21 protein-coding genes, 1 tRNA gene and 1 pseudogene are annotated in these 26,499 nt (G+C 68.5%); 14 read left to right on the top strand and 9 right to left on the bottom strand.

Annotated features, from left to right (window positions below; all coding sequences use genetic code 11):
- Nucleotides 1-12: 12 nt before the first annotated feature.
- Nucleotides 13-876, bottom strand: coding sequence for a universal stress protein (locus HUN08_RS04170; RefSeq protein WP_124248953.1), 864 nt, complete (start codon nt 874-876; stop codon nt 13-15).
- A 194-nt stretch (nt 877-1,070) separates the two neighbouring features.
- Between HUN08_RS04170 and HUN08_RS04165 the strand changes: the two genes are divergently transcribed.
- The 3 genes from HUN08_RS04165 to HUN08_RS04155 all read left to right on the top strand — a co-directional run bounded on the left by HUN08_RS04165 (nt 1,071) and on the right by HUN08_RS04155 (nt 4,144).
- On the top strand, nt 1,071-1,370 hold the full coding sequence (locus HUN08_RS04165; RefSeq protein ID WP_124248954.1) for a hypothetical protein: 300 nt from the start codon (nt 1,071-1,073) through the stop codon (nt 1,368-1,370).
- A gap of 189 nt (nt 1,371-1,559) precedes the next feature.
- Nucleotides 1,560-2,567: a diiron oxygenase gene (locus tag HUN08_RS04160; RefSeq protein WP_124248955.1), complete on the top strand. Its 1,008-nt coding sequence runs from the start codon at nt 1,560-1,562 to the stop codon at nt 2,565-2,567.
- A 68-nt stretch (nt 2,568-2,635) separates the two neighbouring features.
- Nucleotides 2,636-4,144 (top strand): FAD-dependent oxidoreductase, encoded by a 1,509-nt coding sequence (locus HUN08_RS04155; protein WP_124248956.1) that lies wholly within the window; start codon nt 2,636-2,638, stop codon nt 4,142-4,144.
- Between the two features lie 10 nt (nt 4,145-4,154).
- Here HUN08_RS04155 and HUN08_RS04150 read toward each other — a convergent pair whose 3' ends face one another.
- Nucleotides 4,155-5,585 carry a carboxylesterase/lipase family protein gene (locus HUN08_RS04150; protein WP_124248957.1) on the bottom strand — a complete coding sequence of 477 codons (1,431 nt, stop codon included), beginning with the start codon at nt 5,583-5,585 and terminating at the stop codon, nt 4,155-4,157.
- 100 nt (nt 5,586-5,685) lie between these two features.
- The gene (locus HUN08_RS04145) at nt 5,686-7,128 is read right to left on the bottom strand and encodes a DEAD/DEAH box helicase (RefSeq protein WP_129624339.1); all 1,443 of its coding nucleotides are present in this window, start codon (nt 7,126-7,128) and stop codon (nt 5,686-5,688) included.
- Between the two features lie 389 nt (nt 7,129-7,517).
- Between HUN08_RS04145 and HUN08_RS04140 the strand changes: the two genes are divergently transcribed.
- Together HUN08_RS04140 and HUN08_RS04135 are read left to right on the top strand one after the other, a co-directional pair.
- Nucleotides 7,518-8,222, top strand: coding sequence for a response regulator transcription factor (locus HUN08_RS04140; protein ID WP_124249142.1), 705 nt, complete (start codon nt 7,518-7,520; stop codon nt 8,220-8,222).
- Nucleotides 8,223-8,234: 12 nt separating this feature from the next.
- On the top strand, nt 8,235-9,758 hold the full coding sequence (locus HUN08_RS04135) for a HAMP domain-containing sensor histidine kinase (protein ID WP_124249137.1): 1,524 nt from the start codon (nt 8,235-8,237) through the stop codon (nt 9,756-9,758).
- A gap of 24 nt (nt 9,759-9,782) precedes the next feature.
- On the opposite strand, the gene lysX is transcribed toward HUN08_RS04135, so the two are convergent.
- Together lysX and HUN08_RS04125 are read right to left on the bottom strand one after the other, a co-directional pair.
- Entirely contained in the window at nt 9,783-13,091 is a 3,309-nt protein-coding gene (gene lysX / locus HUN08_RS04130; protein ID WP_124249138.1) for a bifunctional lysylphosphatidylglycerol synthetase/lysine--tRNA ligase LysX, read from the bottom strand.
- Nucleotides 13,091-14,443 carry an alpha/beta hydrolase family protein gene (locus HUN08_RS04125; protein ID WP_124249139.1) on the bottom strand — a complete coding sequence of 451 codons (1,353 nt, stop codon included), beginning with the start codon at nt 14,441-14,443 and terminating at the stop codon, nt 13,091-13,093. The genes lysX and HUN08_RS04125 overlap by 1 nt, the downstream gene beginning before the upstream one ends.
- Nucleotides 14,444-14,586: 143 nt before the next feature.
- Between HUN08_RS04125 and HUN08_RS04120 the strand changes: the two genes are divergently transcribed.
- Together HUN08_RS04120 and HUN08_RS04115 are read left to right on the top strand one after the other, a co-directional pair.
- Nucleotides 14,587-15,942: a bifunctional glycosyltransferase family 2/GtrA family protein gene (locus tag HUN08_RS04120; protein ID WP_174900871.1), complete on the top strand. Its 1,356-nt coding sequence runs from the start codon at nt 14,587-14,589 to the stop codon at nt 15,940-15,942.
- Nucleotides 15,939-18,050, top strand: coding sequence for a glycosyltransferase family 39 protein (locus HUN08_RS04115; RefSeq protein ID WP_124249141.1), 2,112 nt, complete (start codon nt 15,939-15,941; stop codon nt 18,048-18,050). The genes HUN08_RS04120 and HUN08_RS04115 overlap by 4 nt, the downstream gene beginning before the upstream one ends.
- A gap of 503 nt (nt 18,051-18,553) precedes the next feature.
- Here the strand turns inward: HUN08_RS04115 and HUN08_RS04110 are convergent.
- Nucleotides 18,554-19,411, bottom strand: coding sequence for an HNH endonuclease signature motif containing protein (locus tag HUN08_RS04110; protein ID WP_129624341.1), 858 nt, complete (start codon nt 19,409-19,411; stop codon nt 18,554-18,556).
- Between the two features lie 201 nt (nt 19,412-19,612).
- On the opposite strand from HUN08_RS04110, the gene HUN08_RS04105 reads away from it, so the two are divergent.
- Genes HUN08_RS04105 through HUN08_RS04090 form a run of 4 tightly spaced genes read left to right on the top strand, consistent with a single transcriptional unit; the run spans nt 19,613 to nt 21,665 of the window.
- Nucleotides 19,613-20,179, top strand: a complete 567-nt coding sequence (locus HUN08_RS04105; RefSeq protein ID WP_124248717.1) for a hypothetical protein — start codon at nt 19,613-19,615, stop codon at nt 20,177-20,179.
- On the top strand, nt 20,176-20,742 hold the full coding sequence (locus HUN08_RS04100) for a hypothetical protein (RefSeq protein ID WP_124248718.1): 567 nt from the start codon (nt 20,176-20,178) through the stop codon (nt 20,740-20,742). Before HUN08_RS04105 ends, HUN08_RS04100 begins: the two co-directional genes overlap by 4 nt.
- A gap of 16 nt (nt 20,743-20,758) precedes the next feature.
- A complete protein-coding gene (locus tag HUN08_RS04095) occupies nt 20,759-21,226 on the top strand; it encodes a helix-turn-helix domain-containing protein (RefSeq protein WP_124248719.1) in 468 nt (155 codons plus the stop codon).
- Entirely contained in the window at nt 21,210-21,665 is a 456-nt protein-coding gene (locus HUN08_RS04090; RefSeq protein WP_124248720.1) for a hypothetical protein, read from the top strand. The genes HUN08_RS04095 and HUN08_RS04090 overlap by 17 nt, the downstream gene beginning before the upstream one ends.
- A 143-nt stretch (nt 21,666-21,808) precedes the next feature.
- Here the strand turns inward: HUN08_RS04090 and HUN08_RS04085 are convergent.
- Together HUN08_RS04085 and HUN08_RS04080 are read right to left on the bottom strand one after the other, a co-directional pair.
- A pseudogene (locus tag HUN08_RS04085) lies at nt 21,809-21,953 on the bottom strand (site-specific integrase); the annotation flags it as partial.
- Nucleotides 21,954-22,105: 152 nt separating this feature from the next.
- Nucleotides 22,106-22,181, bottom strand: a tRNA-Ala gene (locus tag HUN08_RS04080).
- Between the two features lie 84 nt (nt 22,182-22,265).
- On the opposite strand from HUN08_RS04080, the gene HUN08_RS04075 reads away from it, so the two are divergent.
- Complete coding sequence (locus tag HUN08_RS04075; RefSeq protein WP_124248721.1) at nt 22,266-23,048, top strand: hypothetical protein; 783 nt, start codon at nt 22,266-22,268, stop codon at nt 23,046-23,048.
- Between the two features lie 12 nt (nt 23,049-23,060).
- On the opposite strand, the gene glpR is transcribed toward HUN08_RS04075, so the two are convergent.
- Nucleotides 23,061-24,392 carry a gephyrin-like molybdotransferase receptor GlpR gene (gene glpR, locus HUN08_RS04070; RefSeq protein ID WP_367649947.1) on the bottom strand — a complete coding sequence of 444 codons (1,332 nt, stop codon included), beginning with the start codon at nt 24,390-24,392 and terminating at the stop codon, nt 23,061-23,063.
- 629 nt (nt 24,393-25,021) lie between these two features.
- Between glpR and HUN08_RS04065 the strand changes: the two genes are divergently transcribed.
- Both HUN08_RS04065 and HUN08_RS04060 read left to right on the top strand, forming a co-directional pair.
- Nucleotides 25,022-25,741 (top strand): ABC transporter ATP-binding protein, encoded by a 720-nt coding sequence (locus HUN08_RS04065; RefSeq protein WP_124248723.1) that lies wholly within the window; start codon nt 25,022-25,024, stop codon nt 25,739-25,741.
- Nucleotides 25,738-26,493: an ABC transporter permease gene (locus tag HUN08_RS04060; protein WP_124248724.1), complete on the top strand. Its 756-nt coding sequence runs from the start codon at nt 25,738-25,740 to the stop codon at nt 26,491-26,493. The genes HUN08_RS04065 and HUN08_RS04060 overlap by 4 nt, the downstream gene beginning before the upstream one ends.
- Nucleotides 26,494-26,499: the final 6 nt, after the last annotated feature.

The raw sequence follows: 26,499 nt of genomic DNA, 5'->3' as shown, positions 1-26,499 counted from the left end.
CGACCGGAACGGCTATCGGCGCACGATCATGACCGGCACCTCGGAGTGCTGTAGCACTTTCTGGCTGGTCGAACCGAGCAGCAGGCCCTTGAATCCGCCGCGACCACGGCTGCCGACGACGATCAGCGAGGCGCCGCGATCGGTCGCGACGTCGATGATCGCCTTACCCGGGTCGTCGGGCACGACGACCCGCTCGACCTGCACGTCGGGATAGTCCTGCGAGTAGCCGGCGAGCCGCTCGGCGACGGCCTCGGTGGCCTCGGCGCTCATCCGTTCCACCGCGTCGGGCTCGATCCCGAAGCCGTGCAGCGCGTCGGCGTCCAGTTGCGCCCAGGTATGCACCGCCACGAGGCCCACGCCGAGCGAATCGGCCTGGTGGTAAGCCTCCTGCACTGCCGGGTCGCTGCTCGGGGTATCACCGACACCGACGACGACGGGCCCGGGCTTCACCTCGTCGCCGATGACGACGACCCGCCCGTGATAGTGCGCGGCGATGGTGACGCCCACCGATCCGAGCAGCAGGCCCTTGACGCTGCCGAGTCGGCGCGTGCCGATCACGATGGCGGTCGCATCCTTGCCCACCTCGAGCAGCGTGCGCGCCGCGTCGCCCTCACCGACGCTGGTCCGCACCCGCACGTCGGGCGCTGCTTCGAGCGCCGCGGCGGCCGCCGCCTGAACCGCGGTCTTCGCCTCGTTGGCGATCGCCTCCACCACGTCCTGCGGGATCACCAACCCGGGCGCGTAGTTGCTCGTGCTCGCGTCGTAGGCACCCACGATATGCAGCTCCGACTCCTCGCGCGCGGCGAGCGAAGCCGCCCACCGGGCGGCGTGCAACGAGGTCTCGGTCTTGTCGACTCCGACGACGACTGTGGGCATGGTGGCTCTCCTCGGCTCGGCAGCGATCGGCACATCGACGATGCGCCCTGACTCCATCGTCGTCGCGATACACGGCGACCGTCAATCAATCGGGACTGGCGTAGGGTGAATCGGGACGAATTGCCTCTGAGCGCGGATCGACCGTTCATCCCGCACATGTCCCCCGTTCACAATTCCCGAGGAGCATCCCGCCCGTGACCACCGATCCGGTCGTGCGACGAGCCTTCATCCACGGCTGTATCACCGTCGCCCTCGCGCTGGCCGCCGTCGTGGCCGGGGTCGGCGCGCACGGCAGCGCCCGGACGGTGCTGCTCGCCGCCTGCCCGCTGATCATGCTGGCCGGGGCGGTCGTCGCGGGTGTGCGGACCTATCGGGCGTACCAGGCCGACGACCGGTGGCCGGTGTGGCAGGCCCTCCTCTGGTTCCTACTCACGATGGCCTTGCTGACCTTCATGAGCGTCGGCCCGGAACTCTTCGGGCTCACCGCCAACTGAGGGCAACCAGCCGGCCGGGTGCCTGACCAGGGGAACAGCTCTCCCCCTGCCCGATATGCGCAGATCGAAATTGGTGGTGGCACCCCATTCCCGATGACACCAAGAACCGTTACAATGAATGTTGATATATAGTTCGGTTCAGTCGTCCGATGAAGACCCGCTTCACCGGATCCGCCGAGGAGGCCAACGATGACCAGCACTCTGCGCTCCCACGAGTACCTGCCAGTCGCAAAGACCGACGAGGTCGAAGATTACGGGCAGGTCCTCGACGATCTGTCCGACGCCTCGGTGCATCGCAACTTCGATCCGTACATCGACATCGACTGGGATTCGCCGCATATGGCCGTCGTCCCGAACGACACCCGCTGGATCATGTCGCCCCACGACCCGATCGGGCGCCACCCGTGGTTCGCTACCCAGCCGGTCGAGAAGCAGATCGCGATGGGCATGTGGCGCCAGGCCAACGTCGCCAAGGTCGGCCTGCAGTTCGAGTCCATCCTGATCCGCGGCCTCATGCAGTACTCCGACCGGCTCCCCAACGGCGCCAAGGAGTTCCGCTACACCACGCATGAGGCGAAGGAGGAGTGCAACCACACCCTGATGTTCCAGGAGTTCGTGAACCGCACCGGCGTCGACGTGCCCGGTGGCCCCCGCTGGTTCCGCCGCCTCTCCCCGATCATCCCGCTGTTCTCGACGATCTTCCCGAGCGTCTTCTACTTCGGCGTGCTCGCCGGCGAGGAACCGATCGACCACATCCAGAAGGACTTCCTCCGCAAGGACCAGAACCTGCACCCCACGATGCAGGCCATCATGCAGCTCCACGTCGCCGAAGAGGCGCGCCACATCTCCTTCGCGCACCACCTGCTGCGCGAGTCGATCCCCAAGAAGGGCCCGATCCAGCGATTCATCCTCTCGCTGGTGATGCCGATCGTCATGCGCCTGCTGTGCGACGTGATCTCCAAGCCGCCGCGCCAGTTCCGCCAGACCTTCGACATCCCGCGCTCGGTGTGGAAGGACCTGTTCTGGCGCTCTCCCGAGTCGCGGCAGTTCCTGATCAACGTCTTCGGCGACGTCCGGATGCTCGCCGAGCAGTGCGGACTCATCAACCCGGTGTCCTCGCGGATCTGGCGGTTGATGCGCATCGCCGGGCGTCCGTCGCGCTACCGCAGCGAGCCGACCTACACCGCCGCGGCCTGAGCCGCCGCGACCCACCAGATTGCGCGGGCCCCGCGCCCGCGATCCTCCGGTAGAAAGCAGCCCCTTTCATGCCCCACGTCGTCACCCAGGCGTGCTGTGGAGACGCGTCGTGTGTCTTCGCATGCCCGGTGAACTGCATCCACCCGACGCCAGAAGAGCCGGATTTCGGCACCGCCGAAATGTTGTACATCGACCCGTCGACCTGCGTCGATTGCGGTGCGTGCGTCACGGCCTGCCCGGTCGGCGCCATCGTGCCCGGTCACCGCATCACGGCCGGGCAGGAGCGCTTCGCCCAGGTCAACGCCGCGCATTACGACGTCGACCAGTTCGCCACGGACGTCCGCTTCCCGGTCGACATGACCAAGCGCCTGCCGCTGGCACCGGTCGTGACGCCGGCCCCGCTGCGCGCCGGCCCGCAGGATGTCGCGATCGTCGGGTCCGGCCCGGCGGCGATGTATGCCGCCGACGAACTCCTGCGCCTGCCCAAGGTCACCGTCACCATGTACGAGCGGCTGTCGGCGCCTTTCGGGCTGGCCCGCTACGGGGTCGCCCCCGATCACACGGCGACGCGCACCGTGATGCGGCTCTTCGACGACATCGCGCGCCACCCGCGCCTGCGGATCCTGGTGAACTCCGAGATCGGGCGCGACCTCACCCTCGACGAGCTGCGCGCGCAGCACGACGCGGTGTTCTGGGCGGGCGGCGCACCGACCGATCGACCGTTGCGGATCCCCGGGGTCGACGCGGCGGGCTTCTCCTCGGCGACCTCGGTCGTCGGCTGGTACAACGGCCATCCCGACTTCGCCGATCGCGTATTCGACCTGTCGAGCCGCCGCGCGGTCATCATCGGCAACGGCAACGTCGCCCTCGACGTGGCCCGCATCCTCACCTCCGACCCGGACGAGCTGGCGTCGACGACGATCGCCCCCGCGGCACTGGAATCCTTGCGGCACAGCAAGATCCGAGAGGTCGTCCTCGTCGCCCGGCGCGGCCCGCTGCAGGCGGCGTTCACCCTTCCCGAACTCATCGGCCTGGCCGCGAAGTCCACGGTCGACCTCGTCGTCGACCCCGCCGATTTGGCCGGCATCGACGCCGACCCGGCCGAGGTCACCGATCGCGAGAAGTTGGCGCTGCTGCGCGAGATCGCTGCGCGCCCGCATGACGAGGCGTCCGGCCGACCGGTGATCCGCTTCGCGTTCGGCCTGGCCCCGGTGGAGGTCCTGGCCGACGCCGCGTCGCACCGGGTGAGCGGCGTCCGCTTCGAGCGCACCACCGTCGCCGCCGACGGCAGCGCCTCCCCCACCGGTGAGACGGTCGACATCGACGCCGGCCTCGTGCTCTCGGCCATCGGCTATCACGGCGTGGCCGTACCGGGGCTGCCCTTCGACGAGGCGCGCGGCGTGATCCCGAACGACGCGGGCCGCGTCATGGACGGCGACAGCCCGGTTCCCGGGATGTACGTGACGGGGTGGATCAAGCGCGGACCCACCGGATTCATCGGCACCAACAAGACCGACTCGGTGCAGACCGTCGCCTCCTGGCGGGCCGACGTGGAGGCCGCCGCGCTCGCGAGGTAGCCCGGGCGCTTCAGTCGAAGCGGCGAACGGTTTGGTCGGTTAGGTAGCGATCCCAACCGGGTGCGCCGGTCTTCACGAAATCGACCCACGCCGAATGCATCGCGTCGGCGACGGCCTGCGGGGCGTCGGGCCCGGTGAGCCGCTGCGCCGCCTCGAGATGGTCGAACACGTACGGTATTTCGACGGCGTGCCCGGCACCGATCCCGGCCACGTCGTTGGGCACCCCGAACTCGTACAGGTAGGTCTGCTCGTCGGGCCGCAGCTGCGCCAATTTGACGGTGCCGTTGCGGAAGGCGATGCCGGTGAGCACCATGCAGAGCGCGTCGCCGACGGCCGTCCCGGCGGCCAGATGCTCGTCGAGCTCGGCAACCGCGCCGGGGTAGCCGCCGATCATGGTGCGGGCCATCTCCTCGGTGGCGATGGCCGCGACGCCGGTGGGGACCAGGAAGAACCGGAATTCGTCGGCGTTCCACCCGGCCATCAGCGGAACCCCGGCACCGGCACCGGCGGCGATCGAGGCCTCCGGAAGATTGGGCAGCACCTCGCCGTCGACGACGGGCATGAGGGTCATGATGCCCATCCCGACCTCGATCACCGTGCGCCCGAAGAGGGCCGGGTCCGGGTTCATCTGTGCTTCGAGGGCGAGATCGGTCTGCGCCTTGAGCAGGAGTTCGGTGGAAACCGAGCTGAATCCGGCGGCATCGGGCGTGATCTCGAGCAGACCCGCCAGCCGCGCGGTGACCATGCGCGCGTCCTCGACGGCGACGGCTGCCGAACCGTTCCCGCTCTCCATGACCGCACCGTGGAACAGCCCGGTGGCCCGCGGCGACGAGAGCAGTGATGCGACGCTCATCGCGCCGGCGGACTCGCCGACGATAGTCACCTTCGCCGGGTCGCCGCCGAAGGCCGCGACGTTGTCGCGCACCCAGTTCAGCGCCGCGATCTGATCGAGTAGACCGCGGTTCTCCGGGGCGCCCTCGATCGACGCGAAACCCGGGATGCCGAGGCGGTAGTTGATGCCGACGAATACGACGCCGTCGCGGGCGAAGGTGTCCCCGGCGTAGATCGCCAGGCGGTTCGAGCCGCGCGCGAAGGCACCGCCGTGGATCCACACCATGACCGGCAGGCCCGAGGCCGACGGATCCGGGGTCCACACGTTGACGTTCAGGTAGTCGTCGCCGAGCTCGATGTCGTTGTCGAGCAGCGCGGCTATCGGCGCCGGGTAGCCGATCTGCGGGGCCGTCGGCCCGTAGGCGGTGGCGTCGCGGACCCCCTCCCACGGTTCGTGCGGGGCCGGGGCGGCGAAGGCCGCGGCTCCGACCGGCGGTGCCGCGAAGGGCACGCCGAGGAAGGCGGCCACGCCGTCGCGGACGGTGCCTCGTACCGCGCCGCAGGTGGTGGAGACGATGGGTTCGGTGCTGGTTTCCGCAGTGTCGGCCATAGGGCCAACGTACTCAGCCGAAACCAATAGCGGCTACCAAAACGCACAGAAGCTACCGTCGAAACGGTAGCTCCTGTGGAATTCGGTAGTCGCTGTGAAATCAGCCGCGCGCTGCCGCGGCCTGGCGGTTGCCCGCCCCGCCGCGACGGGCGCCACCGCTGCGACCACGACCGCCGGCGCCGGTACGCTGACCGCCACCGGAACGCTGGCCGTTGCCGCCGCGACCCTGGGCCGAGCCGCCGTTGCCGGAGCCGCGTCCACCACGACGGGCACCGCCGCCGTTGCCGCCCCGACGGCCGCCGCCGTTCGACTGCTGGGGTGCCGGTGCGGGAGCGGGCTCCACGTGCTCGGCACGGGCGCCGACGAGCTGGTCCACCGAGTCCGACTTCGCGGTGACCTGCTGCGCCTTGACGTCGATCTTCGCGTTGCGCAGCAACTTGCGCAGGTCGCCGCGCTGCTCGGGCAGACACACGGTCACGACGTCGCCGGTCTCCCCGGCGCGCGCGGTGCGGCCCGAACGGTGCAGGTAGGCCTTGTGCTCGGCCGGCGGGTCGACGTGGACGACGAGTTCCACCCCGTCGACGTGGACGCCGCGGGCGGCGACATCGGTGGCGACCAGGACCCGCGCCCCGTCGCCGCCGAAGGCCGCGAGGTTGCGGTCGCGCTGGGCCTGCGACAGGTTGCCGTGCAGGTCGACGGCGGGGATGCCCTCGGCGGTCAGCTTGCGCGCCAGCTTCTTGGCCTGGTGCTTGGTGCGCGTGAACAGGATGCGACGGCCGGTGCCGGAGGCGAGCTCCCGGACCAGCTCGTGCTTGTCGGTGGCGTTGGCGGCCTCGAACACGTGGTGGGTCATCTTGGCGACCGGCGAGTTCGCCTCGTCGACCGAGTGGGTGACCGGCTCGTGCAGGAACTTCCGCACCAGCTTGTCGACGCCGTTGTCCAGGGTCGCCGAGAACAGCATCCGCTGCCCGTCGTGCGGGGTGGCCGAGAGGATTCGGGTGACGACGGGCAGGAAGCCGAGGTCGGCCATGTGATCGGCCTCGTCGAGGACGGTGATCTCGACGTCGTCGAGCTTGACGATGCCCTGCTTCATCAGGTCGTCGAGGCGGCCCGGGCAGGCGACGACGATGTCGACGCCGCGGCGGAAGGCCTGCTCCTGACGCGCCTGCTTGACCCCGCCGAACACGGTGGTCACCGACAGGCCGACGGCCTGGGCGAGCGGGGTGACGGTCTCGGCGATCTGCGTCGCGAGTTCGCGGGTCGGGGCCAGGACCAGGCCGGTCGGGCGACCGGGGCGGGTGGTGACGCCGATTTCCTTCAATCCGGCGACCAGCGGGATGGAGAAGGCCAGGGTCTTGCCCGAGCCGGTCTTGCCGCGGCCGAGGACGTCATCCCCGTCGAGCGTGTTGCCCAGGGTCGCGGCCTGGATCGGGAAGGGCTGGGTCTTGCCCTGCGCGGCCAGCACCTTGACGAGGGGGGCGGGCACGCCGAGGGAGGCGAAGGTCTCCGTCGGGGCGGTGGCGGTGGTATCAGTCGTGGTCATGGGATGCCTTTCCGGCATGGGCGATCGCACGGCGCATGTCGATCAGCGGTAAGCCGCTGACCAGCAGAAGTGAGGCAGTGAATCGCAGATGGCGAAGACGCCCGGTCGGGCGCATTCGTTCGCCGTTGTGAAGTCGACCAGCCGGAACTCGATCATGTCTGCGAGATCTGGCGGAGAAGAAGCGTTCTAACGACGCATGACAGTGCGTGAACGCCTGTCAGTTATCCATCATCCTACGCGACAACCCCGACATTCCCCGCAATCGCCCAGGGCGACGTTGCTCACAGTCGGCCAGCTTTCACAGGGAGCGCATAGCTTTGGCATAGGCACCGCCCACCCGCGAGGAGAACAATGGAGCCGTGGTTGCGACATCCCCCCAACGGCTCGTGATGAGCCGCGCCGACGGCTCCCCCATCAGCGCGCTCGTCGTCGACGACGAGGCCGTGCTCGCCGAAATGGTCTCGATGGCCCTGCGCTACGAGGGCTGGACGGTGACCACCGCGGGCGACGGAGCCTCGGCGATCACCGCGGCCCGGACCGAGAAGCCCGACGTGGTCATCCTCGACGTGATGCTGCCCGACATGAGCGGCCTCGACGTCCTGCTCCGGCTGCGCGAGATGTCGCCGACGCTGCCCGTCCTGATGCTCACCGCCAAGGATGCCGTCGAGGACCGGATCGCCGGTCTGGCCGCGGGCGGCGATGATTACGTGACGAAGCCGTTCAGCATCGAAGAGGTCGTGCTGCGACTGCGCGCGCTGCTGCGCCGCGCGGGCATCACCGCCGACGAGGGCGACGCGCAGATCGTCGTCGGCGACCTGGTGCTCGACGAGGACAGTCACGAGGTGACGCGCGACGGCGAGCCGGTGACGCTCACCTCGACGGAGTTCGAGTTGCTGCGGTTCATGATGCACAACCCCAAGCGCGTGCTGTCCAAGGCGCAGATCCTCGACCGCGTGTGGGACTACGACTTCGGCGGACGGTCCAACATCGTCGAGCTGTACATCTCCTACCTGCGCAAGAAGATCGACAACGGTCGCAAACCGATGATCCACACGTTGCGCGGCGCCGGATACGTCCTCAAACCCGCCGACTGAGCGCCGATCCCGATGGCGTCCGAATCGAGCCGGTGGGCACCGTCGCGGTGGTCGCTGCAAACCCGTCTGATCGTGGGCCAGGTGCTACTCCTCGCCCTGGTCTGCGTCGCCATCGGCGCCGCCACCGAATTGGCACTGCGCCACTATCTCGTCGCCCAACTCGACGACTCCCTCCACGAGGTGTCGCACCGGTCGATGGTGATCACGTCGCATCCGCCGCCGGAACACGCCTTTCCGTTGCCCACCCCGTCACCGGCACCGCCCCGCCGATGGCAGCGCCAACGCGTCGGCCCCGGACCGGAATTCCTCGACGCGCCGAGCCAGCCCGCCGGGCTGGTGGCGCTCGTCCACCACGTCGACGACAGTGTCAGCGCCGGCGCGCTCGGCCACGACGGCAACCGCAACGCGCTCTCCGACGACGAGGTCAACACCCTGCTCGGCATCGTCCCGGGCGCCCCGCCCCAGACGAAGCAGGTCGGCGACCGCGGCACCTTCCGCATCATGGCGACGACCACGCCCGCCGGTGACGCCGTGGTCACCGGCCTTCCGCTCAGCGACGTCAACGAGACCATGTGGACGGTGCTGCTGATCATGACCGTCGTCGCGCTGGTCGCGCTCCTGGCCGCCGCCGCCCTCGGCGCCTGGATCACGCGGCGGGCGCTCGCCCCGCTGGACCGCATGTCGGCCACCGCACGGCAGGTCGCGAGCCTGCCCCTCGACCGCGGCGCGGTGGCCCTGCCGATGCGGGTTCCCGAGACCAACGCCGACCCGGGGACCGAGGTCGGCCAGATGGGGGCGGCCCTCAACCGCATGCTCGACCACATCGGTACCGCCCTGAACACCCGGCAGGACAGCGAGATGCGGGCCCGTCAATTCGTCGCCGACGCCAGCCACGAATTGCGCACCCCGTTGGCCGCGATCCGCGGATACACCGAGTTGGCGGCACGGCGACGCGACGAGGTGCCCGACGAGGTGGCCCACGCGATGACCCGCGTCGGCTCCGAGTCGGCGCGGATGACCCACCTCGTCGAGGACCTGCTGCTGCTGGCGCGGCTCGATTCCGGCCGGCCGCTCGAGCAGGAGGATGTCGACCTCTCGGAGCTGGCCGCCGATGCCGTCAGCGATGCCCACGTGGCCGGGCCGGACCGGCAGTGGCTGCTCACCCTTCCCGACGACCCGGTCGTCGTCACCGGCGACTCCGCCCGCCTGCACCAGGTGCTGGCCAATCTGCTCGCCAACGCCCGCGTGCACACCGGTCCCGGCACCGTCATCAGCGTCGACGTCGCCGAATCCGACGGCGAGGCGATCATGCGCGTCGCCGACAACGGCCCGGGGATCGACCCCGCTTTGGCGCCGGAGGTGTTCACCCGATTCACCCGCGGCGACACCTCGCGCTCGCGCAAAGCCGGCAGCACCGGACTCGGCCTCTCGATCGTCGACGCGGTCGTCAAGGCCCATCACGGCACCATCGGTCTGCAGAGCGAACCGGGATCGACGGTGTTCACCGTGCGGTTGCCGCTGGCCACGACGCGGTAGCCGCAGCACAAGAGCGGTCGGCCGTCAGCGCGATACCGGCTTCACGAACGGGAAGGTCAGGGTCGACCGGATCGGCACGTCGAGCAGCAGCATCAGCAACCGGTCGACGCCGAGCCCCAGCCCACCCGTCGGCGGCATCCCGTAGCCGAGTGCGCGCACGAAATCCTCGTCCAGCTGCATGGCCTCCGGGTCGCCGCCGGCCGCGGCGAGGGACTGATCGACCAGTCGTCGACGCTGGTCGAGGGGGTCGGTCAGCTCCGAATAGGCGGTACCGAGTTCGGCGCCGAAGGCGACGAGGTCCCACTGCTCGGTGAGGAGCGGATCGTCGCGATGCGGCCGCGCCAGCGGCGACACCTCGATCGGGAAATCGTAGTAGAAGGTCGGCGCGACGGTCTGCTTCTCCACCAGCGCCTCGTACAGCCGCATGACCAGTTGCCCGGCCGCCGCCCCGTCGCCGCATTCGACGCCGTGGGCGGCACACACCGCGGCGACCTCCGCCGCGGAGGACGCCGAGGTCAGTTCGACGCCGGTCGCCGCCGACACGGCGCGGTGGACGGTGATCTCCGTCCACTCGCCGGAGAGGTCGACATCGCCTTCCTCGCGTCGCGCCACCGGGGCACCGTTGACCGCGACCGCCGCCGCGACGACGAGTTCGCGCACCAGCGCCGCCATCGACCGGTAGTCGCCGTAGGCCTCGTACACCTCCAGCGAGGTGAACTCGGGGTTGTGCGTGGCGTCGACGCCCTCGTTGCGGAAGTTGCGGCCCAGCTCGAAAATCTTCGGCATCCCGGCGACGGCCAGCCGTTTGAGGAACAGCTCCGGTGCGATGCGCATCGTCAGCCGCATGTCGTAGGCGTTGATGTGGGTGACGAAGGGGCGCGCCGCCGCACCGCCGTGGACGGTCTGCAGCATCGGCGTCTCGACCTCGAGAAACCCCTTGTCCTGCAACGCCCTTCGCACCGCGGCGACCCCGAGCGAGCGTTTGACGAGCAGTTCGGTCGCCCCCGCTGTCGTCAACAGGTCCAGCGTCCGATCCCGCGTGCGCACCTCGTCGGAGAGCCGGGTGCCGACCGGCGGCACCGGGCGCAGGCACTTCGCCGCCATCTCCCACTGCCGCATCCGCAGGGTCAGCTCGCCGGTGCGGGTGGTGACCACCTCGCCGGTGACGCCGATCAGATCGCCGGGGTCGATTCCGGCGCGCAGCGACCGGTGCGCGGCCGCGGCGCGGTCGTCGGACATCACCTGGATGGCCGCGCCGCCCTCGTCGAGGTCGACGAAGACGAGTCCGCCGAAGTCGCGCACCGCGCGCACCCGCCCGACCACCGACACGACCCGGCCGGTCGTCGAATCGGTTGGCAGACCGGAGAATTCGGCGCACAGCGCGGCGATCTCGGCGTCGCGGGCGACGGTGACCGGGTTCGCCGACATGCCGATCCGCTCGAGTGCGGCGCGCTTGGCCAGCCGGGCGCGCTGCTGGTCACTGGGGCACGGCTCGACGATCTCGGTGCACCTCGCGTCGCGCTCGATCTGGGCCACCGCCGCGAGGAATTCGGGGTCGTCGCGCACCTCCTGGTCGGCGGGGACGCCGGGTCCGGTGAGGAAGGCCGGGCCGAGTTTCGGCAGGAAGCCCTCGGCGATCCCAGTGGCGACCGATGCCCGCAGCACGCTGAGCGGCGGCTGATAGCAGAGGACGCGCGGAATCCACGTCGGACGGTATTTCTGGTTGGACCGGTACAGCTGCTCCAGTTGGTAGAAGCGCGACGCGAAGCCGAGCAGACCGTCGACACCCCGGGTGACGGGTCCGGCACCCACGCGGTCGGCATTGGCGTAGACCGAACGGAACATCGCGAAGTTCAGCGAGATCCGGCGGATCCCGGTCTCGCGGCACCTGTCGACCACACCGGCCACCATGAATTCGACGATGCCGTTCTCACCGACGCGGTCACGTCGCATCAGGTCCAGGGAGATGCCGCGCCGACCCCACGGGACGAAGGAGAGCAGCCCGCGGATCGCCCCCGTCGAGTCGTGGGCGGTCGCGAGCACGCAGTTGCCGTCGACGGGATCGCCGAGTCGGTTGAGCGCCATCGAGAAGCCGCGCTCGACATCCTCGCCGCGCCACTGCTCGGCCAGCTCGGCGACCTGGGCCAACTCCTGCGCGCTCAACTCGGAATGGCGGCGCACCCGCATCGTGTAGCCGGCCGCGCAGACGCGGTTCACCGCCTGCCGGACCGGTTTCATCTCCGGGCCGCGCAGGGTGAACTGCTCGACGTCGATGATCGCCTCGTCGCCCATGTCCAGCGTGCGCAATCCGGCGTCGCGGTAGACGCGCGCCCCGTCGGCACCGGCCGCCAGCACCGCGGCGTGCACGCTGTGCTCGCGGCAGTTCTGCAGCCAGGCTCCGACCGCGGCCGGCCACGACTCACGCGCGCCGATCGGATCGGCGCTCGCCACGCTGACGCTGCCGACCACCCGGAACAGCACGGCCGCTCGGCCGTCGGGCGCGAAGACCACCGACTTGTCCCGACGGGTGGCGAAATAGCCGAGCGAGTCGTCCTCGCCGTAGGTCACCAGCAGCCGCCGGACGGCCAATTCCTCGTCGCGACTGAGGAATTGGTGGGCGTGGTTGGCGCGCGAGAGCACGAGTAGGGCCAGCACCAGGGCGAGCGCGGACACGACTCCGGCCACGTCGAAAATCCAGTGGTGGCCGATGTGTCCCTCGAAATACGGGGTCCGCGGGGACACGTGGTCGCCGACGGTGGCCAGGGCCGCCCACCGGAACTTCTCGTGGGCCCCGGTCAGCGTGTTGGGGAAGGCGAAGGTGAGCACGACGGTGAGCAGGAAGGACAGCGCCATCCCGGCGACGAAGACGCCCAGCGCGGTCGGGATCGATCGGCGGGCCAATCGCGCGGTGAACGCCCGGTGCGAGGCCAGCACGATCAAGAAGGCGGTGCCGCCGACGACCAGCGCGGTCCAGGCGAAGGCCGGGGACTCGTGCCAGCTCTCGTAGACGCGGTACTCGTGTGCGTGACGCCGATGCGCGCGGATGACGAGTGCGACGAGACCGACAAGGTTCACCGCCATCAGCGCGACGACGACCCCGTAGGCCAGCCGGAACCGGCGGCGGACCGCTCCGGCCAGCACGAACACCAGACAGGCGACGTAGAGGCTGCGGTCGGCGGGGAAACCGAGGACGCCGATGGCGTCGGCCACGTAGTCGACCGGGCGCCAGCCGCGGGTCACGATCTCGACCACCGAGACGATGCCCGCGAGCATCAGGATCCGGCTGACCGCGGTGGCGACGATCTCCGCCGATCGTCGTGAAAGTCCTGGCATCACAACCCGATTCGCTGACTCATCGGACCCAGCACCTCGGTGAAGGCGGCCTGGGCGAACTGCCAGGTGTGGCCGCCGTCGCGGGTGCGGACGGTGCACTCGATGCCCACGGTCTGGGCCTGGACGCACAGCTGCCGCGCGGCCGCGAGTTCGGCCCCGGGCTGCGTGAAGCCCTGGTTGTCGCGGCCGCCGAGACCGGTGCCCCCCGACGGGCGATGGCCGTGCCAGTGGTGTGCGCGCTTGTCGGTTCCGGGGTTCGCATCGTCGAACCATCCCACGACCCCTGAATACGGCCCGTGGGCGGCCATCACTTTCGTCGGATCGAAGCGGTCGTACTCGGCGGTGCTGCCGCCGAAGAGCCGGGCGACGGACTGCTGCTTGTCGCCCGCGTCGGGGGCCGCGTCGCCGGCGATGTCGTCGAAGGCGGAGAACTTGTCGGGATGCATCACCACCAGGTCGAGCGCGCAGGTGCCGCCCATCGACCATCCGACGACACCCCAGTTCTTACCGGCGGGTGCGGCGTGGAATTGGTCGATGACGGCCGGCCGCACCTCGTCGGTCAAGTGGCTCGCGACGTTGCCGCGCGGTCCGTTCACGCATTCGGTGTCGTTGTTGAAACTGCCGCCGACGTCGGGGAACACCAGGATCGGGGCCTTGCCGCCGTGCTGCGCCGCGTAGTGGTCGGCGATCCCGGCTGCATTGCCGATCCGCAGCCAGTCCTCCGGGGTGTTGAACTCGCCGGCGATCATCAACACGGCGGGCAGCTGCGGCGCGCTGGCTCCAGCGAACCACTGCGGCGGGAGATACACGTGCTCGGTCCGATGGCTGAAGCCGCTCGGCCCCTTGGGCGTGTCGAGCGCAACGATCTTGCCGGTCGTCGTCGGCTTACCGCGCAAGGACGCCAACTGCGAGGCGTCGACCTCGTTGGGCAGCGGCCCCTGCGTGAGCGCGCCCCAGGCCTCGGGGACCGTCGTGTAGTAGCCCACCCACTGGTTCAGCACGAGTCCCGCCGAGGCCAGCGCGGCGACGACGGCGAGCAGGGCGACGACGCGGCGCCACCACCGCGTGCGTATGACGCCGAAGACGAAGATCCCCAGGGCGAATCCGAGGATCCCGATCCACCACCACAGCATCGCGGGCGGCGGGTCCGACGCCAGGCCTTGCGCCCGCTCGTACCACGATGCGAGGAGCACCGCGATCACGCCGACGACGACCGCGGCCGGGACCCAGATGATCCACCAGCGACGATCCCGACGCGCGAGCGCCGCCAGCAACAGCACGACGGCGATGATCTGCACGGTGACCGGCAACCATCCGTCGAGGAGGGAAACCCCGTGTTGTCCGTAGCCCATGGCGTGAGTATCGCCACCCTCCCTATGAGCACGCTTAGCGCGCGCGGCGGTTCGGGCGATTGGTCCGGTTTGTCCCCGCGCGCACAGGAAACTCATAGCGACGGCCCATATGCGGCCCACCCCGTCCGGCCACGATGAGAGACATGACCCTCGATGCAACCCGAACCGGAGAACCCGACAACGTCTTCGGCGCCCGCCGCAACGCCGCGCAGGTCGCCCGGCAGCGCAGTGCGCCGGTACTCGACATCGTCGTCCCGGTCTACAACGAGCAGTCCGCGCTCGCCGATTCGATCCGGCGCCTGCACGATTTCCTCGACGAGGAGTTCCCCTACAGCTTCCGCATCACCATCGCCGACAACGCGAGCACCGACGCCACCCCGGCGATCGCCGCGGACTTGGCGTCGGAATTCGACGACGTGCGGACGCTGCGCCTCGAGCTGAAAGGGCGGGGTCGGGCGCTGCACGACGTCTGGCTTTCCTCCGACGCACCGGTCCTCGCCTACATGGACGTCGACCTCTCGACCGATCTGCACGCGCTGCTGCCGCTCGTCGCACCGTTGGTCTCCGGCCACTCCGACATCGCGATCGGGTCGCGGCTCTCGCGGGGCTCGCGGGTGGTCCGCGGCCCGAAGCGGGAAATCATCTCCCGCTGCTACAACCTCATCCTGCGCAGCACGTTGGCCGCCCGGTTCTCCGACGCCCAGTGCGGTTTCAAGGCGATCCGCTCCGAGGCGGCTCATGCCCTGCTCCCCCTCGTGCAGGACACCGGGTGGTTCTTCGACACCGAGCTGTTGGTCCTCGCCCAGCGCTGCGGGCTGCGCATCCACGAGGTGCCGGTCGACTGGGTCGACGACCCCGACAGCCGCGTCGACGTCGTCGCGACCGCGGTCGCCGACTTGAAGGGGGTCGCCCGACTGCTGCGCGGCTTCGCCACCGGCGTGATCCCGATCAGCGCGGTCGCCGAGCAGTTCGGCCCGCAGGCCGATCCGATGCCGCCGACGTCGTTCCTGCGCCAGGTGACGAGCTTCGTCGCCATCGGCGTGGTGAGCACCCTGGCCTATCTGCTGCTGTTCATGGCCTTCCGCACCGGGATGGGTCCGCAGCCGGCCAACTTCCTCGCCCTGCTGCTGACCGCGATCGCCAACACCGCCGCCAACCGCCGGTTCACCTTCGGCGTCCGCGGGCGGCGCCGGGCGGCCCGTCACCACGGTCAGGGGTTGCTCGTGTTCGGGATCGGCCTGGCGATCACCTCCGGCTCGCTCGCGCTGCTGCATTGGTTGACCGATCCTCCGCGGATCGTCGAGCTGCTCGTCGTCATCGCCGCCAACCTCGTCGCGACGGCCGTCCGATTCCTGCTGTTGCGGTGGTGGGTGTTCCATCCCCGGCACCTGTTGCCACGTCGCTCCGACGAGACGACGGTCGATGGCGCAGTAGCCGATGACATCGACGCGGCCCGTCGCGACGAGGATTTCCGCGCCGACGCGGAGGTGGTCGCATGACCGCGACGAGCCTCGAAGTCGACCGCACGCCGTCGGCCACCCACGCTGTTTCCGACGCCCCCGGCCGCAGTGCCGGCGTTGTGCGACGGTGGTTGCGCGACGGTCACACCCCGTGGGAGCGCCCGGCGCTGCTGAGCCTTCTCGTGGTCACCGCCGTCGGGTACCTCTGGAATCTGGGCGCGATCGGCTGGGGCAACGAGTTCTACGCGGCGTCGGTGCAGGCGGGGACGCGCAGCTGGAAGGCGCTGCTGTTCGGCTCGCTCGACGCCGGTAACGCCATCACCGTCGACAAACCACCGGCGTCGATCTGGGTGATGGCGCTGTCCGGGCGGATCTTCGGGTTCAACGCGTGGAGCATGTTGGTGCCGCAGGCCCTGATGGGCGTCGCGGCCGTCGCCCTGCTCTACTTCGCGGTGCGACGCACCAACGGACCGTCGGCCGGACTGCTCGCCGGCATCGTCCTCGCGGTGACCCCCGTCGCGGCATTGATGTTCCGGTATAACAACCCCGACGCCCTGCTGGTCCTGCTGCTGGTGGTCGCCTGCTACTGCGTGGTGCGCGCGCTGGACTCGGAAGCGACGACGCGGACGGCGACGACCTGGGTGGCCCTCGCCGGTGTCGCGCTCGGATTCGCGTTCCTGACCAAGTTGATGCAGGCGTTGATCGTTCTGCCGGCCATCGCGCTGGTGCTGCTGGTCGCGCTGCCCGGCGGCTTCTGGACGCGCCTGCGCACCAGCCTTGTCGGCATCGCGTCGCTGGTCGTCTCCGCCGGGTGGTACGTGGCTCTGGTCAGCCTGTGGCCCGCGGGCTCCCGTCCCTACATCGGCGGATCGACGAGTAACAGCCTCATGGAGCTCGCCCTGGGCTACAACGGAGCGGGTCGCGTCTTCGGCGGCGACGGGAATCCGACGCGCGGATCCGGTCAGAACGGCTCGGGATTCGGTCCCGGGCCGGGCGGACCCGGGTTCGGTCCGGGATCCGGTGGCGGACCGGGAGCCGGTCTGGGATCGGGTGGCGGCCCGGGTTCCGGTGGGGGTCCGGGCGGCCACATGATGTTCGGCGGCGACCCCGGCATCGGGCGGCTGTTCACCGACTCCATCGGCGGCGAAATCACCTGGGTTCTTCCGGCCGCGCTGATCGCGCTGATCGCCGGGTTCTGGTGCACCCGTCGTGCCCCGCGCACCGATCCGTCGCGTTCGGCGCTGCTGCTATGGGGTGGGATCATGCTGATCTCCGGCCTCGTCTTCAGCTTCATGAAGGGGATCATGCATCCCTACTACACGGTGGCGATGGCTCCGGCGATGGCCGCGACCCTGGCAATCGGTGCGGTCGAGCTATGGTCACGACGCGAGAAGCTGCCCGCGCGGCTCACGCTCGCCGCGATGCTGATCGCGACCGGCGTCTGGAGCTTCTTCCTCCTGGGCCGCACCGACGGATGGCTGCCGTGGCTGCGGTGGGTGCTTCTCGTCGCGTCGATCCTCGTCGGCCTGGCGTTGCTCTCGACGTCGACGAGTACGACATCGAGGCGTGCGATGTCGGCACGTTCGGCGACCGCGGTTGCGATCGCCGCGGTCGTGGTCGGCCTCGTCGGGCCGGCGGCGTTCACCGTGGCGACGATCGGCAATTCCCACCAGGGCGGGATGCGCGCATCCGGTCCGGAACGTCACGACGACAACGAGAACGAGGGCGAGGGTGGCGGCTGGCATCGCGAGCCGCAGAAGCCGCCGTCGGCGCAGATGGTCGCGCTGCTGCGCGCCACCGACGGCCGGTGGGCCGCGGCGACCGTCGGCTCACATGCCTCTGCCCCGCTCCAATTGGGTAGCGGTATGCCGATCATGGCCGTCGGCGGATTCTCCGGTCGCGACGAATCGCCCACGTTCGCGGCATTCCAGGGGTACGTCCGCGATGGTCAGATCGGGTACTTCATCGAGGAGCCGGATCACCACGACGACCAGGGCAAGGGGGCGCGGAACGAGGGCAACGGCGGTCCGGGCGGCTGGGGACGTCGTCAGTCGGAGTCGGTCAAACAGATCAAGGCGTGGGTGGAGAAGAACCACACACCGACGATGATCGACGGAGCGAAGGTCTACGACCTGCGGCACGGCTGAGCCCGCTACGTCCCACATCAGATACACCGACACCGGTGCTCGACGGCCATCGTGCCGCGGCGCCGGTGTCGGTGTATCGGGTCTCGGTTGTTCGTATTCGTATGAGGGATCAGACAAGATCGGCCCCGCCGTGGTGGCGGGGCCGATCTTGGATTTTGAAGCTTGGGCTCAGGAACCCCAGTACCCGTACGGGTTGTGGCGGTAGGGCCGGTGACCGTAGCCGTAGGGGTAGCGGTCGCGGTAAGGCGGACGACCCGGGCCGTACGGACGGCCGTAGGGCGGACGGGGGCCGGGACGGTAAGGGCCGCCGGGACGGGGACCGTGGTTGTACGGCATGCGCTTCTCCTCTGTCGGAAGGTCAAGGCTTTTCCTTGATGCTCTCAACGATAGGAATGCCACCTTGGCGCCCGCTGTAGTGAAACCTGTGAGTTCACTGACCGTCGTCATCGGACGCTATCGGGTGAACTGACGGTCCCGGAGTGGCCGCAGTCGACGTCACGGGGCTATGCGGCAACCACGGCAGCGAGTGACTTCTCGACCGGTGAGTTCCAGTCCTCGCCGGGCACATCTATCGATGTTCCGGACGGTGGTCGCCAGTGTTCGTGGGGTCGGATGCGTTTGATGGTTGGCTTCGTTGTTGATCGGGGTGGCGGTGGTTCGTCGCCGGGTGGGGTGGTGTTGGCCGGTGGCCTGGTCTGAGTGTGATTGGTGGTGTCGGCTCGTCGGTTGGGGTCGAAGGGGGTGTTGTGTAGGTAGGTGCGGGGGTCGTGGGTGTGGTTGACCTGGAAGGGTTGGTCGGTTCCGGTGCGTCGCCAGCCGGTGCGTCCGGTGTGGGGTCCGTTGGTGAAGACGTGGGTTTCCCATTGGCCGGGTTTGGTACCGACGGCCCGGTTGTGTCGGCCGCAGGCCCCGGTCATGTCGGTCACGTTGGTTGATCCGCCGTGGGCGTAGTCGCGGGTGGCGTGGTGGGCTTGGGTGCGGGAGAACGGTTGCCCGCATCCGGGTTTGCTGCAGCCGGGTTCGGCGGCGAACAGGGCCAGGCGTTGGGTTTTGGTCGCCAACCGCCGGCCCCGCCCGAAATCGAGCACGCTGCGGGTGTGGTGGTGAAAGACCGCCAGCCACGGGGTCGCATCGGCGGCCAGATGGATCAAGTCACCGACGGGCACCATGGTGCCGGTCGCGGTCACTCCGATTCCGGCGCGGCGGGCCAAGTCGTGTTCGTCGATGGTGATCACCACTTCGGCCGGGATCCGATCCGGTTTCCCCAACGCCTGGTGGCCCAGCAGCCAATCCAGGCCGGCTTCCAGGGCGTCGTGGTCGCGTTGCGCCGAGGTTCGGGTGTCGCGGCCCCGGGCCTGCACGTCGGGGAATTACAGATGTGTGATTTCGATTCGCAACAGATACGGCGACAGATACAGTTGTCCTTGCCTTACCCACGACGAGCGCGGAGAGTGCGTATCTGTGAGCGACCTGCAGAGCATGCTTCGGGACGCCGCCCGAGATAGAGTCCTGCCGAATCGACAGATCGCAGAGGCGGATCCTCCGGCACCGGAGGATCCGTCATGAGCGGTTGGGGTGATCCGGCGGTCTGGATAACAATTCTCGGCACCGCTGGAGCGACGGCGGCAGCATCGCGTGCGGTGGCTGGGTTCGATCAGTATGCGAAGGACTTCGATCGGGCTGTGTCGCTATTGCCCGAGGACTCGGCGATGCGACAGGAGTGGTGCCGCATCGAGGCGCTCTCTGAAGCTGATCGGCTGACACGCAAGCAGCGTCAGCCGCTGCTGGGTTTCATGCTCATCCTGTTCGGGACTGTGAGCATCGGCGCCGGGGGTGTGATGCTTCTGTCGGCTCCTCATTTCACCTTGCCGTATTCGCTGGTAGGACCGATAGCCGGGATTGCCGCCGCCTTCGCCGGCACGATGGTTGCTGGCTACGGGGGTTGGGTGTTCGCCTCGGGTTACTGGCCGGGCGGGCGGCGCCTTCCGGCCCGATCACCGCTTGTGACCGAGATCGAGCGGTTCCGTGCCGAACATATTGAGCCATTCACGACTTTTCCCGGTAGCGAGGACCGAGGTGACCATGGCGACGCGGCTGGGGATCCACCTCGCCCGGAAGTACCAGCGTGAGCGAACTCGACTGCCACGCCTGGCAATCCGCATTCCCGAATCGACACCGCGAGATTGAAGTAGAGCGGTTTCGTCAGCAGATGCGTGACCTTTTCCGCGAGGTGAGCGACGAGTTCACCACCGATGACGGCGGAGAGCCGCTCACACCACGCCAGACGGCGGCCCGCAAACGCCTCGTCGCCGCCCTTATTCGCGACCTCATTGACCTCAAGAAGAGAGCGACCGCAGGCTCGATTCGTGGACAAGGCCTCTCGACCGACCGTGCGTCGGAGTGGTGTTGGCCAGTTGGCGGTGAAGACCAGCTCGGCGAGATGCGCCACCCCGTCGAGGTCGAGCCGGGTGATCGAACTGACATCTTCGGTTGGCAGTTCAGAATGTACTTCGCGGCACCCCGCGTTGCCCCGGAGATACTCCTCTGGCTGATTTGCGCAAGGAAACCCTCGGCAAGCAAGGCGGATGATTGGAAGACGATCCAGAACGGCCATATTGCCGACGCCAAGGCCGAGTTCGAAGCGTGGCTGGAGGGTGAGAATGCCGACACTCAGCCTACGCTTGACAAGTAGAGGTTACCCTCTACACATGGGCATACTTGAGGAGCTATCCAGGGAGTACGGGATCTCCGACGAGTCGGATGAGGCCCGGATGGCTGCCGACTTGGCCGAGGAGGACAGGACGTTCATCGAGCGCCTAGTCGTGCTGCGTCACCTATCAGGCCTCACCCAGGAGGATCTCGGCCGAGTATGGGGTCGACACAAGACCGCGGTCAGCCAGTTTGAGCGCCCGGGATCGGACCCGAAACTCTCAACCATCCGTCGGTACGCAGCGTCGGTGGGAATCAGATACTTCCATCACGCTGAGCTGGATGTCCGATTCCATCGGCGTGTCGTGGTTCGCCCGGGCGACATACTGACGAGTTGGGTCACATTTCCTTCGACGCCAGCCCCCGTTGAATGTTCCTCGCCGGGACCGGTTGAGGTCGATGCATGGGTTGATCACCTCTTCCGCCACAGCGAGAAGAAGGTGATTCGCCGTGGCGACCACGGGTGAGGTAGACGCCGATGAGATCTGGACTCACGTCACGAACATCGACCACCGGACGATAATTGCGCGCTTGCAGTTCCGCGCGGAGGGGCCCACGCGCGACGAGCTAGCTGCGAGCGGCGGCGCTCTCGACAAGATCCACCTGGTCCCCATTATGGGCTCGGTCGAGGACGACTTCTTCGTCGTCGGTCTCTCCGCCCGTCTCTGCACCGGTGAGTACATCCTCGAATTTCAGGAGTGCGTCCGATTCGCCCTCGACCCGCCCCTGCCGCTCAGTGAAGGCGCGGTCCAACTGTTTGGACAGGACCATGCGTTGACTTTTCTCATGCCGTACACCGAGATGGGCTTGCGGCGACTATGCGCCGATGCCGGCGTGAAGATGCCAGCGTTCCCGTTCTTCGTTTTCGGGGAGAGAGTGCTCAGCACCGAGTCTCAGGAAGACTGAATTCGCACCGTTGCATCAACGCGCTCCTGGACTCCCGGAAAAGTTGGCGTACGCGCCTACGCTGGTGCGGCGCCGGCAGCGCATACGGCCGGGTCGCCCGCGCGCATCTCGGCGCCTAACCATCGTCGCCGATTCGGCCCCAATCACGGCAGCGGTCTCTCGCCCGAAGCGCGATCTATGTAGCCGAGGCAGTTCAAAGTGGTCGTGATGTCTTCGTTGCCGAGGTGCCGCGACACGACGACGATCGGGACGCCGACGACGAACCATCCACGACGCGCAGGTGTGCCGAGGTCGTGCGCCCAGGGCATTTCCGTCCCCTCCTCGTCGAGGAGGACTTTCCGCGCGCCACATTTTACCTGCGGGGACTGACATTCCATGTTGCCTTGGAATATTGCCTAACAACCGATTGCCGCATTTTCATGCCCTTGACCTGCATGAACTGGTGGAGCTAGGGAGAATCGAACTCCCGACCTACTCGATGCGAACGAGTCGCGCTACCAACTGCGCCATAGCCCCGCGGCGACCGTCTCCGGTCGACCGTCCGCAACTTTATCACCCCGCCGGCCTGCGCCGCGAAACGGCTACCACTAGGCTCCTTACGTGGCCGAACTGACCGAAGACCAAGTCGTCAACGCCCTGAACGGCATGATCGCCGCGATCAACCCGATCATCGACGTGCTCTCGCAGACCGACGTGACGGGCCTGCGGGGCAAGACCTTTCAGGACCTCCCCGACAACGCCGGCATCCTCCGCAAAGCGGAACACTTCGCCGCCAAGGCCGTCGACCTGTCGGCCCTGCCCGGCACCAAGCGGTGGAGCGCACTGTCGATGGACGAGCGCGCCGGCTGGTGGGTCAACCGCATCGGCAACTTGAACACGATCGGTGTCGCGTTCCCCAACATCTTCGGACTGTGGGCCCGACGGCTGCCACTGACGACTGTGCTCGGCTTCGTCAACCAGGCGATGGTGCTCATCGCCGTCGGACGCGAGTACCGAGTCACCGATCGCGCGCGGCAGATCGAGATGCTGGCCAGTGTGCTCGGCGAGCGCACGCTCTCCCTCACCGACGTCGACGAGGTGCCCGACGCACCCGCGCCCGAGGCGAAGAAGAAGTCGCTGATCAAGGCCACGTGGGACATCGCGCGCACCCTGCAGGGCGGCGTCTCGGAGATGGACAAGCGACCCCAGCCGGCGACCCCGCTGCGCTGGCTCTCGAACATCCCCGTCATCGGCGCCCCGATCAACTACGTCGGCGAGCACTTCGCGCTCAAGCATGCCGTCAACAAGGGCCGTCGATGGATCGTCGACCATCCCGATTCGATCGAGCACGCCAGCAAGGCCCCGACGCCCGAAAGCGCCACCAAGACCGACAAGAAGGTCTAGAACACAGAAGCCTCAGCCCGCGGCCGCGGCCCGGTATTCGTCCTCGGACCGCATCATCCGCGGCGGCGTGTAGGTCGGCAGATGATCGAAGATCGGATCCTCGTCGTCGATCGCGACCGGATCCATTCCCCGCGGGCGCAGCACGCGCGGCCGCGGCTTGGCGACGACCACCTCGTCGTTCTCCTCGGGGGCGACGAAATCGCGGCGGCGACGGGACACCTCTTCACGACGGGACCGCTCGAGCCGCTCCATCCGACGACGGCGGATCTGCGACTCGGTCTTCACCGCGCGCCGCAAGAACACGAGGTAGGCGAGCAGGAAGAAGCCCATGACACCGGCGGCGATCCATCCCGGCGTCGAGAACAACACACCGGCCCCGACCGTGATCAGGGTCAACACGACCAGCGTCAGCAGCACCCGCTGCCGCTCCTTGTACTTGAGGTCGAGGCGCTCCTTGTCGACCTCGGGGTCGTATCCACCACGCCCCGGACGGGTCATGAGCACCTGCGTCAACTCGTTCGGATCGACGTCGTCCCACGGCGCCACCAGCTCGGCCTCCGCCTCGACGGCCTGCGCCACCTCCGGCTCGACGTCGTCGGCATCAACCTCGTCGACGACGGGGGCGTCATCATCCGTCAGACCGTCGGCCTGCGCCGCCTCGCCGTCGACTTCCTCGGCCACAGGCTCCTGCGCCTCGGGGTCCGCGACCTTCTCGACCTCGTCCCTCTCGGGAGCCTCGAGGTCGAACAGCGTTGCCGCGGCTGCCTTATCGCCGGCCACGACGTCTTCCTTCTCGGTGTCACCGCGCTCGACGTCACCACGCTCGGCGTCGACCTTCTCGACGTCATCAGTCACGTCGTCGACCTTGTCGATACGCTCGGTCGGCGAATCATCCGCGGCCACGACGTCGGAAGACTCTCGCTCGCCCTCCGTCAACCCGGACTCCACCGACTCGATCTCGATCTCGGTCACCTCGACGTCGATGACATCGATCTCATCGACTTCGACGATCTCGCGGACGGACGTACCGCGACTGTGCTTGCCGTGACCGTCCTCGCCGTCCGCCTTCTCCTGGAGAAGCTCGCCGTCGAGTACCGGCGCCTCCCCGGCCTCCGTCGCCTCCGCAGACTCAGTGGCCTTCACGGACTCCCCGACCTCGGCAGACTCCGCAGTCGTCGCGGCGACCTTCCCGGTCGCCCGGCCGGTCGGCTTCGACGACGGCTTCTCGTCGACGACCTTGGCGATGACTTCGGTGGGGTCGTCGGCACCGACGGGCACGAGCACCTCGGTGGGATCGTCATCGATACTCGGACCCGGAGTGGAGATGCTGACCACCCGACGCATCCGCGCCGCGACCGTGCGGGCGGTGACCCGCTTGCGCGGCGGCACCTTCCCCGGCACGCGCGAGGGGTCCTGCTCCCGCGCCGAATCACCGGCATCACCCTCGTCGGCGACCTCCGCATCGGCCTTCGCACCGGACTTGGCCGCGACCTTCGCCGCGAGTTCGGCCTTGGCGGCCAACGCGGCTTCGGCCTTCGTAGCCGGCTTGGCCTTGGTCAGGGGCAGTTCCTCGAGTTCTTCGGTCGGGTGATCGGCGCGCGCGAAGGACTTCCGCCCACCGCCGGGAGCCTTCTCGTCGTCGTCCTTGCGCTTCCACGTCGGGTCGTGCGGATGCGCACCGGCGCCGACGCGGGTGTTGCGCACCGCCTCGCCGCCCCGCTTGAGAACGCGGGTCGCAGCGGCGACCGGTGTCGACTTGCGCAGCCCCGGACGCCCCTGGATCACCATCGGGACCAGGACGAAGAGCCAGATCGCAACGAGGCAGACCCAAAGTACTGAGTTCGGCATGCGACTCTCCCGTCTTTTCACTCTGGTCACACGTACCCGACTTCAATCTAGGTGCGCCGAGTCCTCAGATCGCGCCGACGCGCCGAGGGCCGCCAAGTTCGTCCCGGTGGGGCTAGTCTGGCGCCATGACTGCTCCAGTCGCGGTGCGCTGCGAATCCGTCACGGTGCGTCGGGGTTCGACGGTGGCCTGCGACGACGTGACACTGCACATCGGATCCGGGTCGATCACCGGTCTCTTCGGCCCGTCGGGATGCGGCAAGACGACGCTGATGCGCTCGATCGTCGGAACCCAGGCGGGCGTCAAAGGCACGATCGAGGTGTTGGGCCAGCCGGCCGGCGCCGCTGCCCTGCGCCGCCGCGTCGGCTACGCCACCCAGGCCGCCTCCACCTACTCCGATCTCACCGTGATCGAGAACGTCGCCTACTTCGCGGCGCTGACGGGCTCGGGCGCCAACGTCGCGCAGACGCTCGACGCGGTGGGCCTCGCGCCCTACGCGAAACGCCGGGCCGCCGACCTGTCCGGCGGCCAGATCAACCGGGTCTCGATCGCCTGCGCGCTCGTGGCCAAACCGGAACTGCTGATCCTCGACGAACCGACCGTCGGCCTCGACCCGGTACTCCGCGCGGAGCTGTGGCAGTACTTCGCGACCCTCGCCGCCGCCGGGACCACGCTCCTGGTCTCGAGCCACGTGATGGACGAGGCCGAACACTGCGACGAGATGATCCTGATGCGCGACGGAAAGGTCCTCAGCCAGTGCACCCCCGCCGAGTTGAAGTCACGGACACGCAAGACGTCGATCGACGACGCCTTCCTGGCCCTGATCGAGCAGGGTGGGGACCAATGAATCCGCAGCTGTTGGGCGCCACCGCTCTCCGCGTCCTGCGCCAGATCCGCACCGACCACCGGTCGTTGGCCCTGGTGCTCGTGCTGCCGCTGCTCCTCCTGACGCTGCTCTACTTCATGTTCGACAACGTCCCGCGGTTTCCCGGCGCTCCGACTCCCTTCGACCGCTTCGGGATCATCATGCTCGGCATCCTGCCGTTCATCGTGATGTTCGTGCTGACCTCGGTGGCGATGCTGCGCGAGCGCCGCGCGGGCACGTTGGAACGCCTGATGACCACGCCGCTGTCCCGGCTCGACCTCCTCGGCGGCTACGGCAGCGCCTTCGGCATCCTTTCCGTCCTCCAGGCGGCGATCACCTGCGGATTCGCCTTCTGGGCACTGCACCTCAAGACGGCGGGTCCGCGCTGGTGGATCGTCGTGATCGCGCTCAGCGTCGCCCTACTCGGAGTCGCGCTCGGCCTGCTGTGCAGCGCGTTCGCGAAGACCGAGTTCCAGGCCGTCCAATTCCTGCCCGCGGTCGTGATCCCCCAGTTGTTCCTCTGCGGCCTGTTCGTGCCGCGCGGGCAACTCCCCGGATGGATGCAGGGCCTGTCCGACGTCATGCCACTCACCTACGCCGTGCAGGCGCTGCAAGAGGTGGCCGCGCAACCGTCGGCGACGGCGCTGATGATCCGCGACCTGGTGATCATCTGGGCGATCACGCTGGTCGCGCTCGCCCTCGCCGCGGCCACGCTGCGCCGACGCACGCCGTAGGCCCGG

Source organism: Gordonia sp. X0973, assembly GCF_013348785.1.
Lineage (GTDB): Bacteria > Actinomycetota > Actinomycetes > Mycobacteriales > Mycobacteriaceae > Gordonia.
The sequence above is the reverse complement of the archived record's forward strand: the minus strand, read 5'-3'. Positions and strand labels throughout refer to the sequence as shown.

Bases quoted from the DNA above. Each gene is read 5' to 3' on its own strand.
- HUN08_RS04140 (WP_124249142.1), top strand. From the start codon at position 7,518: ATGAGCCGCGCCGACGGCTCCCCCATCAGCGCGCTCGTCGTCGACGAC.
- HUN08_RS04095 (WP_124248719.1), top strand. From the start codon at position 20,759: ATGGGCATACTTGAGGAGCTATCCAGGGAGTACGGGATCTCCGACGAG.
- HUN08_RS04115 (WP_124249141.1), top strand. From the start codon at position 15,939: ATGACCGCGACGAGCCTCGAAGTCGACCGCACGCCGTCGGCCACCCAC.
- HUN08_RS04060 (WP_124248724.1), top strand. From the start codon at position 25,738: ATGAATCCGCAGCTGTTGGGCGCCACCGCTCTCCGCGTCCTGCGCCAG.
- HUN08_RS04170 (WP_124248953.1), bottom strand. From the start codon at position 876: ATGCCCACAGTCGTCGTCGGAGTCGACAAGACCGAGACCTCGTTGCAC.
- HUN08_RS04120 (WP_174900871.1), top strand. From the start codon at position 14,587: ATGACCCTCGATGCAACCCGAACCGGAGAACCCGACAACGTCTTCGGC.
- lysX (WP_124249138.1), bottom strand. From the start codon at position 13,091: ATGCCAGGACTTTCACGACGATCGGCGGAGATCGTCGCCACCGCGGTC.
- HUN08_RS04145 (WP_129624339.1), bottom strand. From the start codon at position 7,128: ATGACCACGACTGATACCACCGCCACCGCCCCGACGGAGACCTTCGCC.
- HUN08_RS04105 (WP_124248717.1), top strand. From the start codon at position 19,613: ATGAGCGGTTGGGGTGATCCGGCGGTCTGGATAACAATTCTCGGCACC.
- HUN08_RS04065 (WP_124248723.1), top strand. From the start codon at position 25,022: ATGACTGCTCCAGTCGCGGTGCGCTGCGAATCCGTCACGGTGCGTCGG.
- HUN08_RS04155 (WP_124248956.1), top strand. From the start codon at position 2,636: ATGCCCCACGTCGTCACCCAGGCGTGCTGTGGAGACGCGTCGTGTGTC.
- HUN08_RS04150 (WP_124248957.1), bottom strand. From the start codon at position 5,585: ATGGCCGACACTGCGGAAACCAGCACCGAACCCATCGTCTCCACCACC.
- HUN08_RS04160 (WP_124248955.1), top strand. From the start codon at position 1,560: ATGACCAGCACTCTGCGCTCCCACGAGTACCTGCCAGTCGCAAAGACC.
- HUN08_RS04125 (WP_124249139.1), bottom strand. From the start codon at position 14,443: ATGGGCTACGGACAACACGGGGTTTCCCTCCTCGACGGATGGTTGCCG.
- glpR (WP_367649947.1), bottom strand. From the start codon at position 24,392: ATGCGTCGGGTGGTCAGCATCTCCACTCCGGGTCCGAGTATCGATGAC.
- HUN08_RS04135 (WP_124249137.1), top strand. From the start codon at position 8,235: ATGGCGTCCGAATCGAGCCGGTGGGCACCGTCGCGGTGGTCGCTGCAA.